Source organism: Chitinophaga sp. 10T418, from assembly GCF_056394125.1.
In genome coordinates, this window is the sequence record NZ_JBFTHG010000019.1 from 61,455 (window position 1) to 83,363 (window position 21,909).

General features: G+C 44.4%; 12 protein-coding genes. 10 read left to right on the top strand and 2 right to left on the bottom strand.

The window, feature by feature from the left end; all coding sequences use genetic code 11:
• Positions 1-594 precede the first annotated feature (594 nt).
• From AC1DCV_RS33445 to AC1DCV_RS33460, 4 genes are read left to right on the top strand one after another with little or no spacing between them, the layout of a single operon-like run.
• Positions 595-3,996, top strand: a complete 3,402-nt coding sequence (locus tag AC1DCV_RS33445) for a SusC/RagA family TonB-linked outer membrane protein (RefSeq protein WP_477027248.1) — start codon at positions 595-597, stop codon at positions 3,994-3,996.
• 39 nt (positions 3,997-4,035) lie between these two features.
• Positions 4,036-5,508: a RagB/SusD family nutrient uptake outer membrane protein gene (locus tag AC1DCV_RS33450; RefSeq protein ID WP_477027249.1), complete on the top strand. Its 1,473-nt coding sequence runs from the start codon at positions 4,036-4,038 to the stop codon at positions 5,506-5,508.
• Positions 5,509-5,540: 32 nt separating this feature from the next.
• Positions 5,541-6,488, top strand: a complete 948-nt coding sequence (locus tag AC1DCV_RS33455; protein WP_477027250.1) for a putative zinc-binding metallopeptidase — start codon at positions 5,541-5,543, stop codon at positions 6,486-6,488.
• 40 nt (positions 6,489-6,528) lie between these two features.
• Positions 6,529-7,599 (top strand): hypothetical protein, encoded by a 1,071-nt coding sequence (locus AC1DCV_RS33460; RefSeq protein WP_477027251.1) that lies wholly within the window; start codon positions 6,529-6,531, stop codon positions 7,597-7,599.
• 85 nt (positions 7,600-7,684) lie between these two features.
• Here AC1DCV_RS33460 and AC1DCV_RS33465 read toward each other — a convergent pair whose 3' ends face one another.
• Both AC1DCV_RS33465 and AC1DCV_RS33470 read right to left on the bottom strand, forming a co-directional pair.
• Positions 7,685-8,386: a hypothetical protein gene (locus AC1DCV_RS33465; protein WP_477027252.1), complete on the bottom strand. Its 702-nt coding sequence runs from the start codon at positions 8,384-8,386 to the stop codon at positions 7,685-7,687.
• Between the two features lie 193 nt (positions 8,387-8,579).
• The gene (locus AC1DCV_RS33470) at positions 8,580-10,232 is read right to left on the bottom strand and encodes an alkaline phosphatase family protein (protein ID WP_477027253.1); all 1,653 of its coding nucleotides are present in this window, start codon (positions 10,230-10,232) and stop codon (positions 8,580-8,582) included.
• A gap of 408 nt (positions 10,233-10,640) precedes the next feature.
• Between AC1DCV_RS33470 and AC1DCV_RS33475 the strand changes: the two genes are divergently transcribed.
• The 6 genes from AC1DCV_RS33475 to AC1DCV_RS33500 are packed head-to-tail and all read left to right on the top strand — an operon-like array spanning position 10,641 to position 21,897.
• Complete coding sequence (locus AC1DCV_RS33475) at positions 10,641-13,601, top strand: SusC/RagA family TonB-linked outer membrane protein (RefSeq protein ID WP_477027254.1); 2,961 nt, start codon at positions 10,641-10,643, stop codon at positions 13,599-13,601.
• An 11-nt stretch (positions 13,602-13,612) separates the two neighbouring features.
• Positions 13,613-15,121 (top strand): RagB/SusD family nutrient uptake outer membrane protein, encoded by a 1,509-nt coding sequence (locus AC1DCV_RS33480; protein ID WP_477027255.1) that lies wholly within the window; start codon positions 13,613-13,615, stop codon positions 15,119-15,121.
• A 10-nt stretch (positions 15,122-15,131) separates the two neighbouring features.
• Positions 15,132-16,133 carry a BT_3044 domain-containing protein gene (locus tag AC1DCV_RS33485; RefSeq protein WP_477027256.1) on the top strand — a complete coding sequence of 334 codons (1,002 nt, stop codon included), beginning with the start codon at positions 15,132-15,134 and terminating at the stop codon, positions 16,131-16,133.
• Positions 16,134-16,160: 27 nt separating this feature from the next.
• Positions 16,161-17,213 carry a DUF5007 domain-containing protein gene (locus tag AC1DCV_RS33490; protein ID WP_477027257.1) on the top strand — a complete coding sequence of 351 codons (1,053 nt, stop codon included), beginning with the start codon at positions 16,161-16,163 and terminating at the stop codon, positions 17,211-17,213.
• A gap of 52 nt (positions 17,214-17,265) precedes the next feature.
• Positions 17,266-20,415, top strand: coding sequence for a SusC/RagA family TonB-linked outer membrane protein (locus AC1DCV_RS33495; protein WP_477027258.1), 3,150 nt, complete (start codon positions 17,266-17,268; stop codon positions 20,413-20,415).
• Positions 20,416-20,427: 12 nt separating this feature from the next.
• A complete protein-coding gene (locus AC1DCV_RS33500) occupies positions 20,428-21,897 on the top strand; it encodes a RagB/SusD family nutrient uptake outer membrane protein (RefSeq protein ID WP_477027259.1) in 1,470 nt (489 codons plus the stop codon).
• Positions 21,898-21,909 lie beyond the last annotated feature (12 nt).

The following is a 21,909-nucleotide window of genomic DNA, read 5'->3' on the forward strand; positions in this document are numbered from 1 at the left end:
TACCGGAAACAGGGTTTGGAATTTAAGAATCCTTTACCGCTGCTGTAATAAAAGTAAATTCAATTGCGTTCCTTTTTGTATATTTAATTACAAAGAAACCTATGGCCTATGTAGTAAAGTTACATACCCAATTCTTGTAGTATTTCAACCAGATCTAAGTTGCCTGTTCATCATAATTCTGATGTACCTGCACTTTTTTTTAAGCAATCTGTCCTTTGGGCCTGAAGCACAAAGTGTGTAAACCCAGTTTTGCCAGGTGTTTCGCCGGCATAAAATAGTAGAATTTTTGCGTAATACGTAAACCTATATTCGTTATTCATTGATTTAAATGTCAACCAAAATGCATGAACATTTTAGCCCAACAATCAGTAAATCCAATTCCGGACTTGTGTATATGATCCCGTACAGCTGCGTCTGAATAAGGATATACCAGACCTGACGACTTAGTGATACCAGCGCAAATTTTCCGGGCTGATGAGCCCGGGTGGCGGAGCTATGTCTATTATTTTAAGGTTATGCTGTTCTGTTGCCCTGTCACACGGCATATCAACCTCTTTACCTATTCATTCTTATACTAAAATATATCCGGAATTTATGAGAAAATCTACAACACAATTTCCCGGCCTATGCTGTGTAGTTTTGGCACAATTGCTATGCAGCAGTACTGTGTTTGGCAGTTCTCGGGCCAATGTACCCGGCCATGAGAGGGTCGGGTATGCCAACATGCATACCGCCGCAATTGATCTGCGGGGAATGGTGAAAAACACAAAAGGCGAAGTGCTTATGGGCGCCAGTATTAAGGTGAAAGGAACGTCCCAGGGAACAGTAACAGATCAGAAAGGTACGTTTGTATTGAATGGCCTTGCTCCCGGTGCGGTACTGATAGTATCTATGATTGGATATGAGCCCAGAGAGTATCGGGTTGCAGCAGATGCTACTTTCATCCAGATTACGCTGGCCGATCAGAAGGCGATGGATGAAGTGGTGATTACCGGGTACCAGACACTGCGGAGAATCGATTACGCGGGCGCTGCGACCTCCGTAAAGGCCAAAGATGTTAAGGTGGCCAGCATTGGTACGCTGGATAAAATGCTGCAAGGGCAGGTGGCCGGTGTAGCTATTCAGAATACGTCGGCTGTATTTGGTACCGCACCCAAAATCAGGGTAAGGGGAAGCGCCTCTATCAGCGGTATCAATGAACCGTTGTGGGTATTGGATGGGGTGCCGCTGGAAGCACCACTCAACATCGTTCCCTCTGAACTGTATGCAGGTAATGCCAGGAACCTGCTCGCCAGCGCATTATCCAATGTAAACCCTGAGGATATTGATGACATTACGGTACTGAAAGATGCTACGGCTACTGCCATGTATGGTACGCGTGCGGTAAATGGAGTAATCGTTATCAGTACAAAACGCGCCAGAAAAAATTCCCCCCTGCGTGTGAACTATACCTTCAACGGTACTTACAGTTTAAAACCTTCTATCCTTGATTTTGATGTACTTAATTCTAAAGATCAGATAGAACTCAACAGCGAATTGGGCACCATCTATGAAAGTCTGTTACAGAACTTTTCGGCAGAAACTTCAGGCCCTTATTTAAAATTGCAAAACCGCTATAACAGACGCGAGATCACTGAGAAACAATACCGTGAAATGGTACGCGACCTGAAAACCGTTAACACCGACTGGTTTGATGTGCTTTATAAAAACAGTTTCACCCAGCAACATTCTGTCAGCCTTAGCCAGGGCGGTGAAAAAAGCTCCACCCGCCTTTCCTTCAGCTACTACGATGACCCGGGAAAAACGAGAGGGGAATTTGCGAAAAGATATACTGCCAACCTGGTCAACAGCTTTCAGTTTACCAATCAGTTCTCTTCGGAAATTATGCTGAAATATGCCCGCAGGGAGCAACGCCAGCCCGGTACCCAGGTAAATCCTTTCCTCTATGCAAGAGATGCCAGCAGGGCTTCCAGACCTTATGACGATGACGGGCAACTGGAATACTACAAAAAGGGGTATGCCGACTTCAACATCCTGCAGGAAATAGATAATAACTATGTTAACCTTGGCAGCACCGACTTTGCGGCACAACTGAACCTGGAGTACAAGATCACCCCCAGATTAAAGGCTTCTACCTTGTTTAATACCAGGTTTACCAATTCCTCGCTGGATGAAATCATGACCGAGCATTCGAACTATGCACAACAGTTCAGAGCCGATGACTTCCGGATACTGGAATCAAATAGCCGCCTGTATAAAAAGCCCGGATCTCCTTCTTATGAACTGCCGCAGACCGTACTGCCGGAAGGAGGTATCCTCGACAAGGAAACGATCAACGCAAAGTATTATACTCTCCGTGGACAATTAGACTGGACCGCTATTGAAACCAAGAATCATAAATTGGCATTGATGGGTGGTATGGAAGTAACGCAAAACAAACAAAGCGCCAACTTCGGACGTAACTATGGTTACAGAAGCGATAGCAAAACATTCGCCTCTTCTCCACTGGCTTACGAGCGCTTATTGGTAAGTACAAACTTACCGGATGATGAAAGGCGGATGTATGGAGGAAGGAACCTGTTACAGGGTACTTCTACCTATGTGAATGACTTTACCCGGAACGCAGTATCTTATTACTCCAGTCTTTCCTACAACTTTAAAGGCAGGTATATTTTTGATGCGTCGTTAAGAAATGATGCGACCAACGTATCCGGCAGATCCAGCCGCAACAAATTCCTGCCTACCTGGGCGATTGGTGGTGCCTGGAATTTCGGAGAAGAGCATTTTATGAATGGACTCAATAATGTTGTTTCCAGCGGAAAATTACKGGTGTCTTATGGTTTGAGAGGAAACGCCGGTTACAGAGGCCCCGACCTGGTAGCTTATTACACGAACATCGTTCGTCCTTCTTTTCCTGCATATAACGCCACCGGCGTGGATATTACCGAATCAGAGAATTCGGCCCTGGAATTTGAAAAAGAGTATATGTTCAGCACAGGTATAGACCTGACATTGAAAGATGCGATAGACGTTACATTCAACTATTATTCCAGGAAAAATTTTGACCTCGTTGGTTATAAACCGGTACAATCTTCTTCTGGTTATTTGACCAAGCTATTTAACTGGGCCGACATGAAGAATGAAGGTATTGAGGCATCCGTGAATATCCGGCCGATCAAAATAGCCGGCGACTTCAGTTGGTCCGGTATGGTGAATGTGGGATACAATAAGAATACTGTATTATCCGATTACCAGGGTAATAATCCTTCTGTATTCGATGCTTCTGTTGGGGAAGGTTTTCCTTTAAAGGGTATGCCACTTACCGGATTGTATTCTTTCAGGTTTACCGGATTAAATGACAGAGGTCTGGCGCAATACAGCAATGCTGCCGGTAAAACGGTGCTGGGCTTTTCTGAAAGCGACAGAAATCTCGCCAACGTTGTTTACCAGGGTAGCAGAGACCCAATGTATTCCGGTGGTTTTACTTCCAACTTTATGTATAAGAACTTTATGCTGGGCGTGTCCTTTGTATTTAATGCCGGACACGTAGTGCGTAAAACAGATTACTACCGGGACGGAAGATTGAGCAGCATTTACCGCGATGATAAAAATGCGAATGGTGACTTCGCTTACAGATGGCGCGCCAAAGGAGATGAGGCATTTACCAATATTCCCCGCTTATTATTGCGCGATGATATCAATGACTACGTCAATCTTGGATTCTTTGATAAGTCTACATTCGAAACCTATAACAGGTCTGATGAGCGTACCATAAATGCCTCTTATCTGCGCCTTCGTAATATCGTACTGCAGTATAATTTTATGAAGTTTGCGAAACGGTTGAGAATGCAGAACCTTACTGCAGGACTGGAAGCATCTAACCTGGCGGTATTTGCCTCTAAAAGATTTAATGGTATGGACCCGGAAACATTGTTGACCGGTCTTAATATGCCACCTGTTAAATCCTTTACGTTCAGCCTGTCTGCCACTTTCTAAAAACGACAGGAAGTCAACCATCAATTAAAAATGAATACCATGTTGAAGACTTATAAAATTAATCACCGTTTTTCCAAATACATAATGGCAGGGGTGTTCCTGGTGTTAGTTACCATGCCCTCCTGTACCAAATTTCTGGAAGAACCGGTAGACAACAGAACGTTGATTACTACTATTTCGGATATGGAGAAAACGCTCAATCAGATCCATCCATATTCCGACCATCATTTTACAGACATCATGTCTGATGATTATATCTTCAGAGATCTGGCAGGACATAACGTGGAGGATGCAGTACAGCAGTTGTTGCCGATTTTTGAATATTCCATCATCAAACAATCCCTGCCCGCCACCCGTTTTCTGAGTAGTGGATTTAATCCGGTGACTGCTTTCAGAAGATATTATAATGATATTATTAACGCGTTGCTGATCATCAAAAAAGCAGATGAATATAAGCCCAATAGTCCGGCGGAAGTAAATGCGATTGCCGTTATCAAAGGGAAAGCCATGGGAATAAGAGCCTATTGCAATTATATGCTGGTGAACCTTTTCGCGAAACAGTATAATCCTGCTACTGCTGATGCAGATGAAGGTATTCCTTTTGTAGAAGCGTATAGCGGAGCCCCGGTGACCCCTTACAAAAAGGTAAGTGTTAAGAAGATATATGAAGTAATAGAGCAGGACTTATTAAAGGCACTGACATTAGTAAATGATACAGAAGCAGGTAATCCGCAATTTACCTTTAGTAAGGAAGCAATTCTCGCACTGCTGGCAAGAGTATATCTGAATAAGAAGGATTGGGATAACTGCCTGAAATATTCAACCCAATTACTCCAGAGACGCAATGTACCATTGAATGTTGGCCAACTAAGGTCATCCATCATTGACTATGCACAGTATTCAAACAGCTATTTTAATCCAGGCAATCCTGCCTATATCATGATGGCAAGCAATACCTATCAGTTGATGGCTTACTTCTGGATGGGGATGTTCCCTTATCCGGCAGCCCAGGTGATGCGCGACAATGGTGCAGATGATGCCAATAACTATGTAATCATTACCAGCGCCTTGTTCAGGGATTTCGTACCGCAGAAACTAATGATCTTTCAGCCTACTGCCACCAGGAGTGGAAACATGCCATTGCTGACAGTAGATGAAGTGTTATTTAACAGAGCAGAAGCAGACATCGAAAAGAATAACGGTCTTACCGATCTGTCAAAAGCCGACCTGACACTGCTGATCAAGAACCAGAATTTCTCCACTGCCACCGCCAATAGCAAAATTGCGCAATTAAGCACGCTGGCCACGCGTAAAGCAGCTATCGACTTCCTGCTGCTGATAAAAAGGATACGGTTTTCCAGTGAGGGTATGCGTTGGTTTGATATGAGACGGCATAACATTCCGGTAACACATGTGGGACGTTCAGGTACCTACAAGATTGATGGAACCAAGCCAGATGATTACGTGATTCAGCTTCCTACGGAAGAAATCACGCGCAATCCGGGACTTTAATGAATATTTTATCAGCATTAATTTTATTTCCCATGTACAACAATAAAATAATCATTTGCATACTAACCGGCATCCTGTTCGTATTGGGCGCCTGTAAAAAAGAGGATCCATTGACAGCAGAAGTGGATCCGCCACCGGTATTTGATACCCGTACACCTGTTGGTGTGAAGCAGAAGGCCATCTTTGATAAATACGGGGTCATTTTTGAATATAAATGGAACCGTTTTGCTTACGCGCCCAATGTGGTTGCCAATCCTGCTGAAGAGAGAGATGTATTGCCATACATAGAATTGATGGAGGAATTGTTCTTCAATGCCATGGACACCATCAGCGGCCCTGGTATTACCGCGAAGAAAGAAACGCCTGTTCGTATTTTGTTGATCGGTAACGGTATGAACTACGGTGGGGCAGAAAGTTTTGGTGAATCCACTGCTGGTCAGGCAGGTAATATCCAGCCTAACAGGCTTACCCTGGGCGGTTTGTCGCCATTTGGTGAATTGTTACGCACACCCGGAAAAGACGCTGCATTTCTTCGTGCTATATATGATGCCGCACCTACCAGTTTTCCGAACGATGCCGGGTTGATTGGGTTTATTTATCATGAATATACACACTACCTGGACAGTAAACATCAGATTCCTGTGGGATTTGAAAAACCCGCTAAAACGGAATATCTGCGTGGATCTGACCAGTACAGAAATGTATCTCTGACTACCGCCATCTCCAAAGGTTTCTTTATCCCTTACGGTATGCAGAATGAGCATGAAGACTTTGCTACCTATGTACAGACGATTATTTGGAAAACAGATGCAGAAATGCAAACCAAGTATCTGACTAATAATGCCACGAGGACCAAGTATCAGCTGGTAACAAAATATTTTGCCAACCTGGGAATTCCTATTACGGCCCTGAGGGATCATTTAACCAAACAATCGGTGAAAGATCGGCTTATTGCTCTGAAAAGGAGATATGAACAATAGGGGTTACGGTAAATTATTTTTTAATTTCTCATGCTTTTTTATGAACACACTACATAAAGTTTTTCATACGAATAGGCTGGTGGCTATGGTTGCAGCCTTGCTCATTCTCACTACGCTTTCCTGCCAGAAAGACCGGGACTATAGCCGTCCGCCGGATAACAAGAATTCTTTTGATGGCGATAAAATTGCCGCCTTCAAAAATCTTACCGACGATCAGGATGTAGTTTGGGCCTGGGATATGCCGGTAAGTATTGTCGGCAACAAATTTCCCAGTTTATTACTGCAATTCTCTAAGGATTCGACAGCGAATATTTATTCTATTGTGGCAAATGGCATATCAGCGGATCTCACGTCACTGTATTTTTCCGGAACGCTTACCACCGATGAAGCAGATCTTGCAGCGGGCCTGGTAGACGCTTTCGCCGGGTTATCGGATGCAGACCTCCGGGAGATACTTGACGATCCCAGGAACCTGGATTATAAAAACTGGGTGCTGGAACTGCTGCCTAATTATGAGAATTTTAATTCGCTTGGCTTCTATCAGGAAGAGAGAGGAGGGAAGTTTGATTTTAATGGCCCGGTTCAGGTGAGCCTGACTTTTCATAATAGTAAGTTATTGGCAAATCTGAAACAAAACAGGCTGCTTGATTTCGATTTCAGGGTATTATCATATACAAAAGATACCGTTCGCCTGGATGGCTATTTTGCCAATAGCGCGAATAAAAGTTCCGTGCTGTTGAAAACAAAAGCGCAGCCTGGTCTTTTTGCCGCGGGATCAAGTATTATCATTGCTATTAATCCCGTTAAGGCAAACGTTAAGTTTGTGGTGGGAGGAGTAACTGTAGGCGTGCCTGCTGGTTATAATACCTGTCTTGATTTCTTCTACAAAGCATTTAACCAGGGATTTGATGCTAAAACAGGATATGGTTTCCTGCCTAACGGGAAAGGAACCGCCGTGGCGCCGGATGTTTTAAAGACTGCGAAGATGGTGACCGTGAAAAAAGCGTTCAGTGGTGATCCTGTGGCAGCACCTGCCGGAACAGTACTGGTTACTTTATCAGTGATTAATACAGATGGCACAACGAAGGATATTGATGTGGTGAAAAATTAATCAGACTCACTACCGGAAATTAAAAGAACAAAAAAACCTTGCAGCAACTGATGCTGCAAGGTTTTTTGTTATAAACAGGAGATCACTACTTTTTTTGCGTATCCATCATCATGCGTGCGAAATAAGGATTCATTTCTGTAATGCGTCCGCTGTTGAAAGACAAGCCAACTGACCCTGCAGGGGGAACTGCTCCTCCCAGGCCAAAGCCTGAAACGGAGAGATATAAAGCGGCCTTCTCATTTTCGCCTTTAAGCGTCCATGTTGCACCGGTAGCGCCACCCTTACTCAGTTTCAGTTCGGTGCCAACGGGTAGTTCATAGTGCAGGAAACCATTGGCAGGAATGTCTATAGATTCTCCATTTACTTTTACTGGCATTACCTTTCCTTTGTTGCCAAAGAGATAGACTACATTCTTTTCTTCCCGCTCACTGTTCCGCCTGAGGGCTTCTTCTGAAGCCAGGTAAAGATCGAGTATCAGTTCTGGTTTGGTGGAGTCACTGTCAGTGAAAGAGCGGAATATAAATACATTGGATCCTAACTTGCGGGATCGGTTGCCGGCATGCATCCACAATTCCCAAAGTGAGCTGCCACCCATTGCGGAGCCTTTGGATGATAGCGTGGCTACATATTCCAGCCCGGTGGTGTCGCTGGGGTTGTTCCAATAAATGAATGCACGTTGTTTCCCCTGGCGTTGTAAAGTATCTGATTTCCGCAGGATATCTATATTCTGACTATATATCCGGCCACAGAAAAATGAGCAAACAAGTAGTAGGGATAAAATCTTCATATGCGGGATTTTTTCAAAAATATAAAAAAAACAATGAGCTATGATACAACCGAATGCTGTACGCAAAGATTGACGAAAGTTTAACCAGCTTGATTACTTGAAAGTCAGTTGCAGCAACAGTAACGTAGGTATTGCCGGAAAAGAAGAAGACCTGCACGATGGTGCAGGTCTTCTATATGCGTTATTTTTTTAGTTACTGCCACAACTTTCCATCCAATCCCCAGGCGGGATCAATGGGCACATTCAGCCAGGTAAGGATACGTATCGGGATATCCACTATTTTAGGGACATCACTGGATACTGCATTGCCACAAATATCTTTACCGGTTTCTTCCCAGGGCGTATTATTTTCCAGTTGCAGATCTGCTTTTTTAGGACCGGCATCTTTCATCACGTTACCTTTGCCTTCATTGCCTTTCCACCATCCAATGAGACGGGAATAGAATGGATGATCGGCCGTAATGGTAGTGTCACATTTTGAATAATCCTGGATAGTTTGAGCATCCAGTTCCGCACTCCATAATCTTACATCAGCGATGTTGAAAATGGAATTGCCGTAGTCATTACCATAGGTGGTGGTGATGTCATCTGCAATACTGAGTTTAATAGATGATCCCGGATCTAGTGTGCTGAAGCCCGTCATGTTGCCGGCTTTCAGGAAAGCACCATCCTGATAGAGTTTCACCTGGCCGGCGCGGTTAACGCTAACGGCTATATGATGCCATTTGTTGTCATTCAGGGGAGCGGCGCCATCAGCATTCACGTCTACTCTTTTGCTGCCATCTCCTGCATTAAACTTCCAGCTCTGACCCCGTACATTAATTACCCATCCTTTGTTGCCGCCACTGTTCCAGTCTTTGTTGGTAATGAACGGCGGATCGCTGTTAAGTCCGCTGCTGCGCATTTTAAACTCTACGGTGAATTGTAAGAAGTTATCAAAGTTATAAAAGGGATTGCCGGTCCATGCACGTTGGCCAGCCAGCAGGAATTTTACAAACGTGGATGCTGTTTGCGGCTTTTTTACTTCTCTTGTTTGGAAATTTTTATTGTAGTAAATGGAGAAGATGTTTTGTTCATCGTAAGAATTACCTCCATGTCCACTCATGATACCGCCATGATCTGTGGAGAGAATGATGAGCCAGTCTTCATGATCAATATTACTTCGTTTGCCCAGTGCCTGGAGGATGCTGCCTACGTAGTCATCAATTTTTGTGATGGCCTGCAGGTATTGTGGTACGGAGGTATCAAATCCGAATGTATGACCAGCATCATCCACACCGTTGAAATCCACGAACATCACATCCGGGTTGTCGGTGGCTAAACGGGCTACTGCACTGTCTTTCACCGCCAGGTCGTTATCATTTGCAGTAATAGCTATGTCTGCGTTGTTGATGATTTTATCATTGATAGGAGGCCATGATACAATAGAAATAGTGCGCAGCGATGGTTTGGCAGCCTTGATGTATTTAAATATCATTGGATATTGTGAAAAGTTACTGCCGGAAAAGCTGTTATCGCTGACGCCATGTTTGTTACCCCATACGCCGGTCAACATAGATGACCACCCCGGACCACTCCAGGTAGGTGGTTGTGTTAATGCATCATAACTATATAACGCGTGTGGTAGCAATCCTTGTATATTAGGTGCTGTAGCCGCTCTCAGGGCTGCGGCTTTGCATCCGTCTATACCAATCAGTAGTACTTTCCTTTGTGGAGCGCTGGCTGTTTTATTTCCCTCAGGCGCGGTGCTGGTTTGTATGACAGGCTTATTACAGGCCATGGTAAAGGCTATCGTCGTTGCAAACAGCACAGTGTGGCGTAGCAATTGTTGGTAGCATTGAAGCATAATTTTATTTTTTGCAGTACGGTGAGATGTAAATTTTGATCAGGGAGCCTTGTTTAGTGGTGTTAAGTTATGCTAAATATTTGTTTGTCCAAATGCTTGCCTGATTATTTTTTTGAAAATTCATATTTTGATTTTATTTTAGCATTACTATACAAATATCCCTGTATTTCTGTGAATGGTCGTAAATAAGTTTAGTAATACTGAAATTTCATTATTATATTTGAGGGGGTCTTGTTTAGTATTAGTAAAATTATTAACATTGATTTAATCGACATTATCAACCAAAGTATTATCAGCCGGGCTATATTTGAATCAGCCTTGTTTAGTGAAACGTGAACAATTATTAACATCGGTTTAAACATTCTTATCCAGACAGACATTCTTTTTTGATCCTGTAAATTTTTATGCATGACTACTCTGTACACTCATGCATTCAGAGGAGCATTATTAATGCTGCTATTAGCTACTGCTTTGTCTACTCCATCTGCTTATAGCCAGGTGAAGACAGTCAGGATGACTAATAATGCCATTGATACAACGCTCCCGCTAAATGGCAACACCACGGTGCCGGATTCCCTTATCCCGGGAAGTACCATGCCTGGAGCCATTTCAGCAATGGATGCATCACCTGTTAAATTATTACCTTATTCCAGCATCGACCAGCTATTGCAGGGACGCATCAGCGGCGTGGAAGTAAGAAGCAACACCGGAGAACCGGGCGTGCCTGGTCTCACTATCATACGTGGTACCGCTATTCAAATAACCGGCGCCAAAAGCAGCTACTATGCACAACCACTCTATGTAGTCGATGGTGTACCGCTGGTAATGGAACATCCCTATGCGTTTGATATCAAGCAATATGATTACACCCGGCCAGGCCCCAATATCAATATGGGTGCTGCCATAGATGTAAACAACATCGAATCCATAGAAGTGCTGAAGGATTTTGGTGCTACCGCCATGTATGGCCCACGCGGTGTAAACGGCGTAATTCGCATCACTACCCGTAAACCACGCGCAGGTAAACAAAAGGTGACTTTCAATACCTATTTCGGTGTGGCTGCCAAACCAATGGTTCATACTATCAATGCGGCGTTTGAAAGAGATTTTCGCCTGCCCTTCTATCGACAGTATGCCAATGCCAGCCAGTGGGCTGCATTTCCAAGGTATCTCGCAGATTCCATGCAGGCCGCCTATTATGGCCCAGCTAACTGGGATGATACTTATTATCAGAACCGTTTGGTGCAGGGCGTCAGCGCAGCTATCAACGGTGGCAGCGCCAGGTCGAACTTCATCTTCGGCGTAGGAGAACAACACGATCCCGGCGTAGCAGACAAAAGTGGATTGAACAAGTACAATGTTTATTTTAAATTAAACATTGAACCGGTAAAGAACATGCAGCTCCTTACCAGCATCAGCGGCACATTGATGGATCGCAAAAACAACCACTCCCTGCGTGATCGCTTTGCGGAAGAAGAATACCTGCCTTCGCTTACTGATCCGCTACCTCCTAACAAAGACTATCTCACAAAGTATAATACAGAGTACGACAGGGTAGTAGATAAGAATAAAAGCAATGCGATACAGGCATCGCTGGCCATAAACTATAACTTCCTGCCGCACTTTAACTTCAGTTCTTTACTGGCTGTTGATTACAATGATCAGAATCGCGACTATTTTATCCCCGGCAGTATCAATGAAGGCAATAGTTATATTTCTTATTATACCGGCCTAAACAGGCGCATTTCGGTAGACAATGCACTCACCTGGTCTGATAATTTTCAGGGTAAACATGCACTCACGCTGAAGTTGGGACAGTCCTTACAACTGGATAACCGTAAGTACGATTATACGAAAGGATACCGGGGCCCGTCTGATTTTATCAAGATCATTCGCGTAGGAGATAAAGACCATCCGGAAAATAATACCTACGATAGTCGCATGGTGTATAGCTATAAGGATTACGTCAATTTTAACCTGGTGTCCTTTTATGGCAGTGCTACCTATGAGTTTAATAAAAAACTCAACCTCAGCATGTTGCTCCGCAGTGATGGATCTTCCAATATCAATGCCAATGGATATACCTGGTTTGTATCTCCTACGGTAGCCGCTTCCTATAAATTATCGGAAGAGCAGTTTCTACGCAATAGTAATACCATCAGTAATCTGTTGCTACGTGCCAGCTGGGGACGACAAGGCAGATTATTCCTGGATGATAACATCGGTAACGGGCCTTATTATACAGTGGACATAGGTTGGTCCGGTAACAGGAACATCGCCGGTTACAATGGTATTCCTTCGTTGAGTCTTCCTTTCAGAAAAGGCTACAGTGGATGGGGTACACAATGGCCCTATACTGACCAGTGGGATCTAGGTGCAGATCTTTCCCTATGGCATAATAAAGTTACCATCAGCGCAGACATCTATTCCAAAACAGATAAAAACCTGATAGTCGCAGTACCGGTGCCTTCCGAATACGGATATAAGCAAACGAATAAAAACGGCATGAACGTGCGTAACTACGGGGCGGAACTTAGTATATCCGCCAACGTTATACATGGTAATTTCTCCTGGCAGCCACAGTTAATCGTGCAAACCAACCAGAATAAACTATTGGCCCTGCCGGATCATTTATCTGCTATTACTTACGGTAACCGCAGACTGGAGGTAGGGAAACCAATAGATCGTTATTGGTTATTGCAAAACAATGGCATCTACACGAAAGACAGCGACATCCCGGTGAAAGGCGGACAGCCGCTTAGTTTCAATGGTATTGCTTTTAAAGCAGGAGATCCGAAATGGCAGGATCTCAATGGCGATAATGTTATCAATGATGACGACCGTATGCTGAAAGGACATAACAGTCCTACTGTAAGCGGTGGATTCAGCAATACGTTCACGTACAAAGCTGTGTCGCTGAACTTTGTTATTGCTTACTCCCTTGGACGGCAGTTGATTAATGCACGCATGGCTGGTCGTTTCGACTTCGTAAACCGCGAAGGGGTAGACAATATTATTGGTGTGAAAGAGCTGACCTTCTGGCAACGAGTTGGGGACTACAATAACTATCCGCTGTATAATCCATGGAGTTATGTAAACCCTTACCAGGCTGACCAGACCTTATTCCTGGAAGATGCTTCTTTTGCGAAGCTTCGCTCTCTTACGCTCTCCTATAGTCTTGCAGACCGGAAGTGGGCGCGTAAACGCTATTTCTCACAATGTAAGGTATATGCTACGCTGAATAATCTTTTTACCATCACGAAGTATAGCGGGGGAGATCCGGAACTGGCTGACTTTAATGGTTACGACAACGGCTATGGCATGCCCATTCCTAAAACTTATACCCTGGGCTTTAGCCTGGAATTCTAAAAACAGCATTCATGAGAATCAGATTTTCTTTTATCATCCTGCTGACCATTACGGGTGGTTTGTTTTCCTGCAAGAAAACACTCTCCCCGGATGTTACCAGCCTGGTGCCTGAAGCCAATATGTGGCAGGTGAAAAATGATGCCCGGTCTGCCGTATTTGCCACCTACGGTTTATTGCGGGCCGCATTGGCAAACAGTAACGCATTCATGGCCTATGGAGAGTTGCGTGGTGGTGATTTCCGGATCAGTAGCAGACAGGATCTGAATGCAGTACTGTCCAATAACTTAAACGCCAACTATAGCGCGCTGGAAGAATGGAAAGACTGGCAGCGATTTTATGCAGTAATTGCACAGGCCAACTTATGTATAGAAAAATTGCCGCTGGTCAGTAAAAATGATTTCCGCTACCGGGCGGAGGATTTGAAACTGGATATTGCCAACATTCGCTTCCTGAGAGCACTTACCTATTTCTATCTCGCAAGGATATGGGGTGATGTGCCACTCATTACCAGCAATGCTGCCGGGTATTTTGAAGGTAAACCAGCTACTCCGCAGGCGACCATCTTAGCTTTTGCCGCCAATGAAGCCACTGCTGCTGCCATTGACCTGCCCTGGCGGTACGATGGCAAGTGGCCGGAGCAACAAGGCAACTACTGGAACCAGAATGATGATTACTGGCATTCCACAGTAGGCACTAAAGCTTCCTGTTACGCACTGCTGGCACATATTGGTGCATGGCAACAGGATTTTGCGATGGCAGAGAAATATTGTAAAGAGGTGATGGATAACAGTGGCAACGGTGGTTATTCCGTAGCCAGCACCAGCCAGCTTACTGCGGAAGATGGCGTATTTAAGGGTAAAGGGCTGGATGTGATTTTCTCCCTGAGCTTTTCTGCTGATTACCAGGAGGCTTCTGTGAGTGGTCATGCGGAAGACTGGACATTGAGCGAGCCATTTGTACCAAAGAAAACAGCAGACATATACGTACCCAAAGATTCTGTGCTGGCTATTTTCGATGAACCCGGTGATGGACGCTTTTCTTTAAATGGAGATGGTACAGCAAGCGGTAATTATTTTACCAATTTCAATAATTCCGCGCCGATGTTCAGCAAGATCAAAGTGCGTGCGGTAGTGCAGTCACCTGTTTTACGCAGCTACGAATCAGCTATCCTCATTTTCCGCTATGAAGAAATTATCCTGCTACGTGCCGCCGCTGCCATACGTATCAACGATGTACCGCATGGTCGTGATTATCTGAACATGATCCGTACACAGCGTGGTCTTGCCAATTTTGATTCATCAGATGGAAATGAAGTGTTGAATTATATCCTGAAAGAAAGAAGGAGGGAGCTGCTGGGAGAAGGATGGCGCTGGTTTGACCTGGTGCAGTTCAAACAGATACCGGTGTATACCACGCTGTCCCAGGCAGATGTAGATAAAGGCGCCGCTTTCTGGCCTGTGTCGAAAAGTGCGCTGACCAATAATCCCACACTGATACAAAATAATTTCTGGAAAAAATAAATCGTTCCTTATGTCTTTAAAACATATTGTATGCTGCTGTGTGTTGTCAGGAATGATATTAGGCAATAGCGCATGTAAGAAAGATAATACTTATCGCAGCGGACAGATTGCCACGAAAGTCAATGCCAATATTTATGACTATCTCAGCAAACAAAAGGAGAATTTTGATACGCTGCTCTATATCATAGACAAAGCCGGCCTGACAGATACGCTGAAGAAAAATGCGGTCACTTTTATCGCCCCGGTAGACCAGAGTATTGCGGTAGCCATGCAGAATCTGAACTTATACCGTAAATCACATCAGCTGGCTACAGCCACACTGGACAGTGTAGCTCCCTTTGTATGGCGTACGTTATTACTACGCTACATGATTGCCGGCAATAAAACATCTGCCAGCTTTTCATTAAAAGATGGGATAGATGTAAGTACCCTTAACCGGCGCAGGTTGCATATGGACGGAGTACAATCCAATACAGAAGGGGTGGTACAATCAGGTGCCTACCTGCTCAAGTACAGCGACCTGAATGGTTCCCGTTTTGTAAGAGACTGGATTTTCTCTTACGTGAACACCGCAGACATCCAATGCACCAATGGGGTATTGCATGTATTGGAGCCAACACATGTATTCGCCTTTAAGTCATTCGTGGAAAAAACAACTTCCCTGCAAAATAAGTATAGTGATTATTACCTGGCTACAGGTACCATCTTCTTTCCCACGGGCACTAATCGTCCCTGGTATGACAGGTTGAAATCGGTATCCGCGATAGACAGTGTTACCTGTGATGTGGAGGGAGCCGATTTACTCGGCAGTGGCTATATCATCCGTATGAAGGTGGCGGCAGATAATAAGGTGACGATTACGCCTGCGCCGCAATCCGCCAATAAAACGTTGGCTAATGATGGCGATTGCAGGTATGATGAGGAGATGCAGGCATTTGTACTTCACTACAAATATGTAGGATCTACGGGTAATCGTCATATCGATGAAGTCATCAGCCTTCGTAATTTCTAAATTTTCAACCCACTGAAAAATTTTATCATGCTGAAAAAATATCAATTAACATCCTGGCTGATCTTATGTATGGGGGTTATTGCAAGCGGTATTTCGTCCTGCAAAAAGGCACCACCGGAGAGAGATTACCTCAGCAATAATGCAGGGTTTGAGCAGGTAGACGCATATACACCTGTACTTGGCAGAACCTTTTTGTATAAAACCAATTTCCAGCCAGATGGCTCCAGCTTCCCGCTGCAATTTAGCCTGCTGAACCTGCGTCATGCGGATGGTTCTCCAGCTCCTGAATTAACACAGAACGTAACGGTGAAGGAATGGATAAAAGACTATGATGGTACGGAGAAAACATACCAGGAAATAGAAGATAAGCGAAAAGCAGTACAGCATCCATTCTTTGAAATAAGACCTGGTTCGGGCGACTTTATTTTCCGTCAGGCAAGTGCATCTCAAATCCGGGCATATCCGGATAGCGGATACTTATTTGATGTAAAAGTACAGAACAACGGCAATGAGCTCTCATTTAAAAGGATGCGTTTGCAGCCTCTCAAAGAGGTGCCCTATGAGCCCTATGAATATGATTTTGTAAGTCGTGTGCGCAAAACAGAAACCCGTACAGATGTTACTGGTCGCAATTACCAGGCGCCATTTTCTATTCATCCTGAACTGGTAAATGTGTATGTATCGAAAGATACGCTGATGGCTGATTCTGCAACGGCGGTTTTTTTCCGGAAAACAGGCAATGGTCATTCGATTACCTTCAAATTCCTGGACCAGGATTCACTGCCGATAGATCCGGTAAAGCTGAATCTTACAAAGTGGAGTGAACTGATACACGGGTTTGACATTAAGAAAACCAGTACGCAGGTAACTTACAATGTAGCTTATCCCATCCCATTAACATCACTTAGTACAAAATATGCAGTGGCAGGTAATGCAACGGTTATATTTGGTTATTCAAGGAAAGGACTGGGTGGCGGTCGTGCAGAAGCTGCCTTCAGGCTGAACTTTGCCATATGGGAAGAGGGAGATTGGGAGGTGATCTTCCGCTTTTATCGCACGCCACGTTTCCAGGATGAATGATCATATCCTGTTACGCAAATCAACCTATTTTTTAATTATCCAATTATTCCATATGCTACTCAAATTTACTATACGCAGGTGGCTATTCATGGCGGTGTTACTGATGCTGCCGGGAGTACTGTATGCTCAGTCAATAAAAGTAACCGGTAAGGTATTGACTGATGACAATACGCCTATGCCGGGAGTTACGGTGATGCTGAAAAAAGATGCTACACATAAACAGGGTATAGGTATTACAAATGCCAGCGGAGAATTTTCCGTGAGCGTGCTGGCGACAGATATCCTGGAGTTTACGTATGTGGGATATGAATCCAGACAGGTACCGGTAAAAGGAAAGGTACGCCTGATGGTGACGATGGTGCCTTCTTCCAAAAGCCTGAAAGAGGCAGTAGTAGTAGGTTATCAGCGTAAAACAAAGGAAGTAATAACGGGATCGGTTACACGTATTACTGCCGATGAAATTAAAGATGTACCGGTATCCAATATAGAGCAATTATTGCAGGGTAAGGTGGCTGGGTTAAATATCCAGAACAATACCGGCTCGCCAGGATTCAGAGGTAGCACTGTTTTGCGCGGATTATCCCAGATTGCTGTTTCGGGTTCCGGCAACAATGCCTATGTTACGCCAGCTTCTCCGCTATATGTAATAGATGGGGTGCCTGTAGATGCCAATGCCGGTTATGAATATGGCTTTCAATCCAAAGGGCCTGGTACCAGCCCGCTATCGATGATCCCTCCGGAAGATGTAGCCACCATAGATGTGATGAAAGATGCGGATGCAGCAGCCCTTTATGGTTCACGTGGGGCGAACGGGGTTATTGTAATTACCACTAAGCGTGGTAAATCTGCCGTGCCGATTGTCAGATTGTTCAGCAGCTTTTTTATGAATACGACTCCGCCTTTACGTAAAACCATCGGCGGTATGTCTGAACGTGATTTCCTGGTGAACGAAATCCTGTCTACTTACAGCCGCGATGAGATTTACAAGATTTCTAAAACAGCTTTTTTATCGGACAGCCTGAATCCTTTTTTCAACAACTCTACCAACTGGCAGGCGTTATACTATAAGCCTACTTTTAATCAGACACATAATCTTTCTGTAAGTGGAGGTACACAGGTATTAAGTTATAAAACCAACCTGAACTACTACCGCGAGCGTGGTGTGATAAAGAATACCGGGTTTGACCGTTATGCGGCCACTATGAATCTTGATTATAATCCCAGCCAGAAATTTAAGATTTCAGGATCGGTGACAGCGGGTCTTGGTAAAAAGCTGAAAGGTAGCGGTAATGGGTTAACAGATGTGGGCGCGGGTACAGGAGTGGCTTCTTCCCTGCTGCCGGGACCTTCTTATTTTTTGAATGTGTCGCGTTTTACAGGAGCGATTAACCGCAAGAGTGATTCTAAAACATATAATTTCCGTACTTATATAGATGGCTCCTATGAATTTCTGCCGCATATACGCATAGGCAATAATATCAGTTACGACTATACAGATGATACGGAGGATAACTTTATCCCTGCGCTGGCAAATGGCGATCAAAGCGCTGTTTATGGCTATAGTGGTCGCACGGCAAATTTATATGACCGCAGTTCCCTTACGTATTCAAATACATTTAAGGAGAAGCATACACTGTATGCGTCCGTTTTCTCCGAAATGATTGTCAACCAAACGCAGGCCAGGGAAATCAATCTGAATAACGGCCCCAATGACGTGTATCACGGACCGTTAGGCTTTTCTTCCTACTACGGTGGCTACTCAGGGATAGAAGTGAATGGAGGATACCTGGAAACGCATTCGGTAGGTCTGGCGGGTAACCTGACTTATGATTTCAGCAAGAAATATGTTGTCAATTTTAACTACCGGGCAGATGGTAATTCCTACGCGGGGGTAAAAGACCGCTGGGCAAAAAGTCCGTCGGTTGGTTTGAAATGGAATTTTGATAAAGAAGAATTCATGAAAGGGATTAGTTGGTTGGATTTTGGCGATCTGCGTGCTACTTATGGCATTAACCTGCGTCCTTCTACCAATGTATTTGCTTCCCTGGGTTCTTATCTCGTGAACGGCAATTACAATAATGTTTCCCGTATTACGCCCAAATTGGGTATCATGCCCAATCCTTACCTGAAGCCGGAAAGGGTGGAACAATATAACCTGGGAATAGATCTCAGTTTATTTCAGGGACGTTTTGCACTTACTGTAGAAGCATATCAAAAGGTGATTTCCAATATGCTTTACGACAGGAACCTTTCTACTTCTACAGGTTTTACCAAAACGATTACGAATGAGTCGTCTATGATGAACAAAGGGTATGAAGTTACGATCGCCATCCGTCCATTGCCTGCGTCATCGAAGTTTTTCTGGAATCTTAATATCAATTGGGCTGTTTCCAAAGACATCCTGCTGGAATTACCAGGAGGCGCCAGACAGGTCATTTATTCTTCTGACAACGGACCTGTTATTAATAAAGTGGGCAGAAATACCCTTAGCAACTTTTTGTTCATGACCGACGGGGTATACAGCACCAATGATGATGTACCTATTGATCCGATTACGGGTTTGCGCATGCGTAGTGCCAGCGGGGGCTATTACCACGCCGGCGATACCAGGTACCGGGATATAGACGGCAACTTTATTGTTGATGACAGAGATCTACAGATCGCCGGAAACCCCGAAACACGGTTGACCGGGGGGATTTATTCTACGATGACGTACAAGAATTTCAGCCTGGCTGTGAGTGGCACTATTGCATTACACCGCGACTTGCTGAACAACGCATTATCGGAACGATTGGGTAATTTATATTATCCGCTGGGTAATAAACCCAATAACGGACCGCTTACGTTGCCTGATGTTAACGAGTATGATTACTGGAAGCAGGCAGGCGATCGCGCAAAGTATCCTAATCCGCTTAATTATACCGGCAATACGGATAACTATAATCCTTCCCAGAGCCTGTTCCAGGAAGATGGATCTTACTTTAAAATTAATAGCGTTACGCTGGGGTACACGTTCAACAAGGACCTGATTAAAAAGGCAAAGTTGAATAATGCCAGGATATATTTTACCGGCGCCAATGTGCTGATGCTGTCCAGGTATTCAGGTCCTAACCCGGAAAATGTGACAACACTGGGGCGTGACCGTCTTGATTCCTATCCAACATCACCCTCTTATACACTTGGTTTAAATCTTGAATTTTAAATGATGACCGTTATGCATAGCAAAAAGTGGATATGGACTTTACTGCTGACCGGTACCTGTGTACTGGCAGGCTCCTGCAAAAAATTCCTGGAGGTAGAACCGGTGGATCGTCTTGGCGCGAATTCGTTCTGGAAAACACAGGCGGATGTAGAATCCGCTGTAGCAGATACTTACGGCCTGATTTACGACAAGCTGACTTATGGCCCTTTTCATAATATTAATGGAGATATCAGGGCGGGAGAATTTAATGGTAACTGGGTGACTTCCTTTAAAACCGTTGCCAGGAATGACCTGATGAATACGACTGAACTGAGAGATCCTGAAAGATACAAAGTATATCAGCTGGATGACTGGTATCCCTTTTATCAGTCTATTGCGGCCTGTAATATAGCCATAGACCGGATTCCGGGGGTAACCAGCCTGTCTGACGCAGACAGAAAACGTTATCTCGCTGAAGTTCGTTTTGTGAGGGCATTTACCTATTTCTATATCGCACGTATTTACGGAGATGTACCCTTGTATACGTTGCCTTATGATGCCACCGCCCGTCCGCGTACCAATTTCATCGAAGTCCTGAAATTTTGTATTAAGGAAATGAATGAGGTAAAAGACGATATGCCCTGGCAGTATGATGATCCGACTAACTGGGGCGTGCGCGCGTCACGCGGTGCCGCCTATGCGCTGATTGCCAACTGCTACATGTGGATGGCCGGCTTTGACAAAAGTAATCTCAATGAGTACTGGAAACAGGCCGCAGATGCCGTGTTAGCGGTGAAGAACAGCGGGGTGTTCCAGTTATTGCCTATTGAAGACTTCAAGAAAGTCTTTAAAGGTCGTACCCGGGAAAGCATCTTTGAATTTTCTGTAAATAAAAATTACGGCACAGAAACAAAGTATGTATCTCTCGGGCAGTGGACTACCCACGACCCGATTGTAGTGTATGGTTCCAATAGTGATTGCTATTATGAAGCCAATTATCTTACCCGCCTGTATCCTCCGGCTAATCCGGATAAGCGCCGGGATTTGTGGTTTTATCTGCCATACGTGAATAACACTACATCGATGTTTCTTAAATACTCCAATGTCACCAATCCGCAGACATTCTACTTTGATGATGACATGATCATCTTCCGTTATTCCGGTGTTCTTTTGCTGGGAGCGGAAGCATTGGCTAATCTGAACAGGAATGATGAGGCAGTGGCACTGATGAATATGGTGCGCAACAGAGCCGGCGCTTTGCTGTATACCCCTGCTGAGGGCAATCTGAAAGATGCTGTTTTCCTGGAAGAACAAAAGGAGCTGATAGGAGAAGGTGTAAGATGGTATGACCTCGTGCGCACCGGAAGGGTGACAGATCCGGCGCAATGCAAAAATTATCTTACCACTGATCAGTTCAAACAGGGCGCATGGACATGGCCTATTTCATCGGCTGCACAAGTTAATAATCCCAATATCGTATTGAATAAATATTGGGTCAAATAAAAATAAATGTTG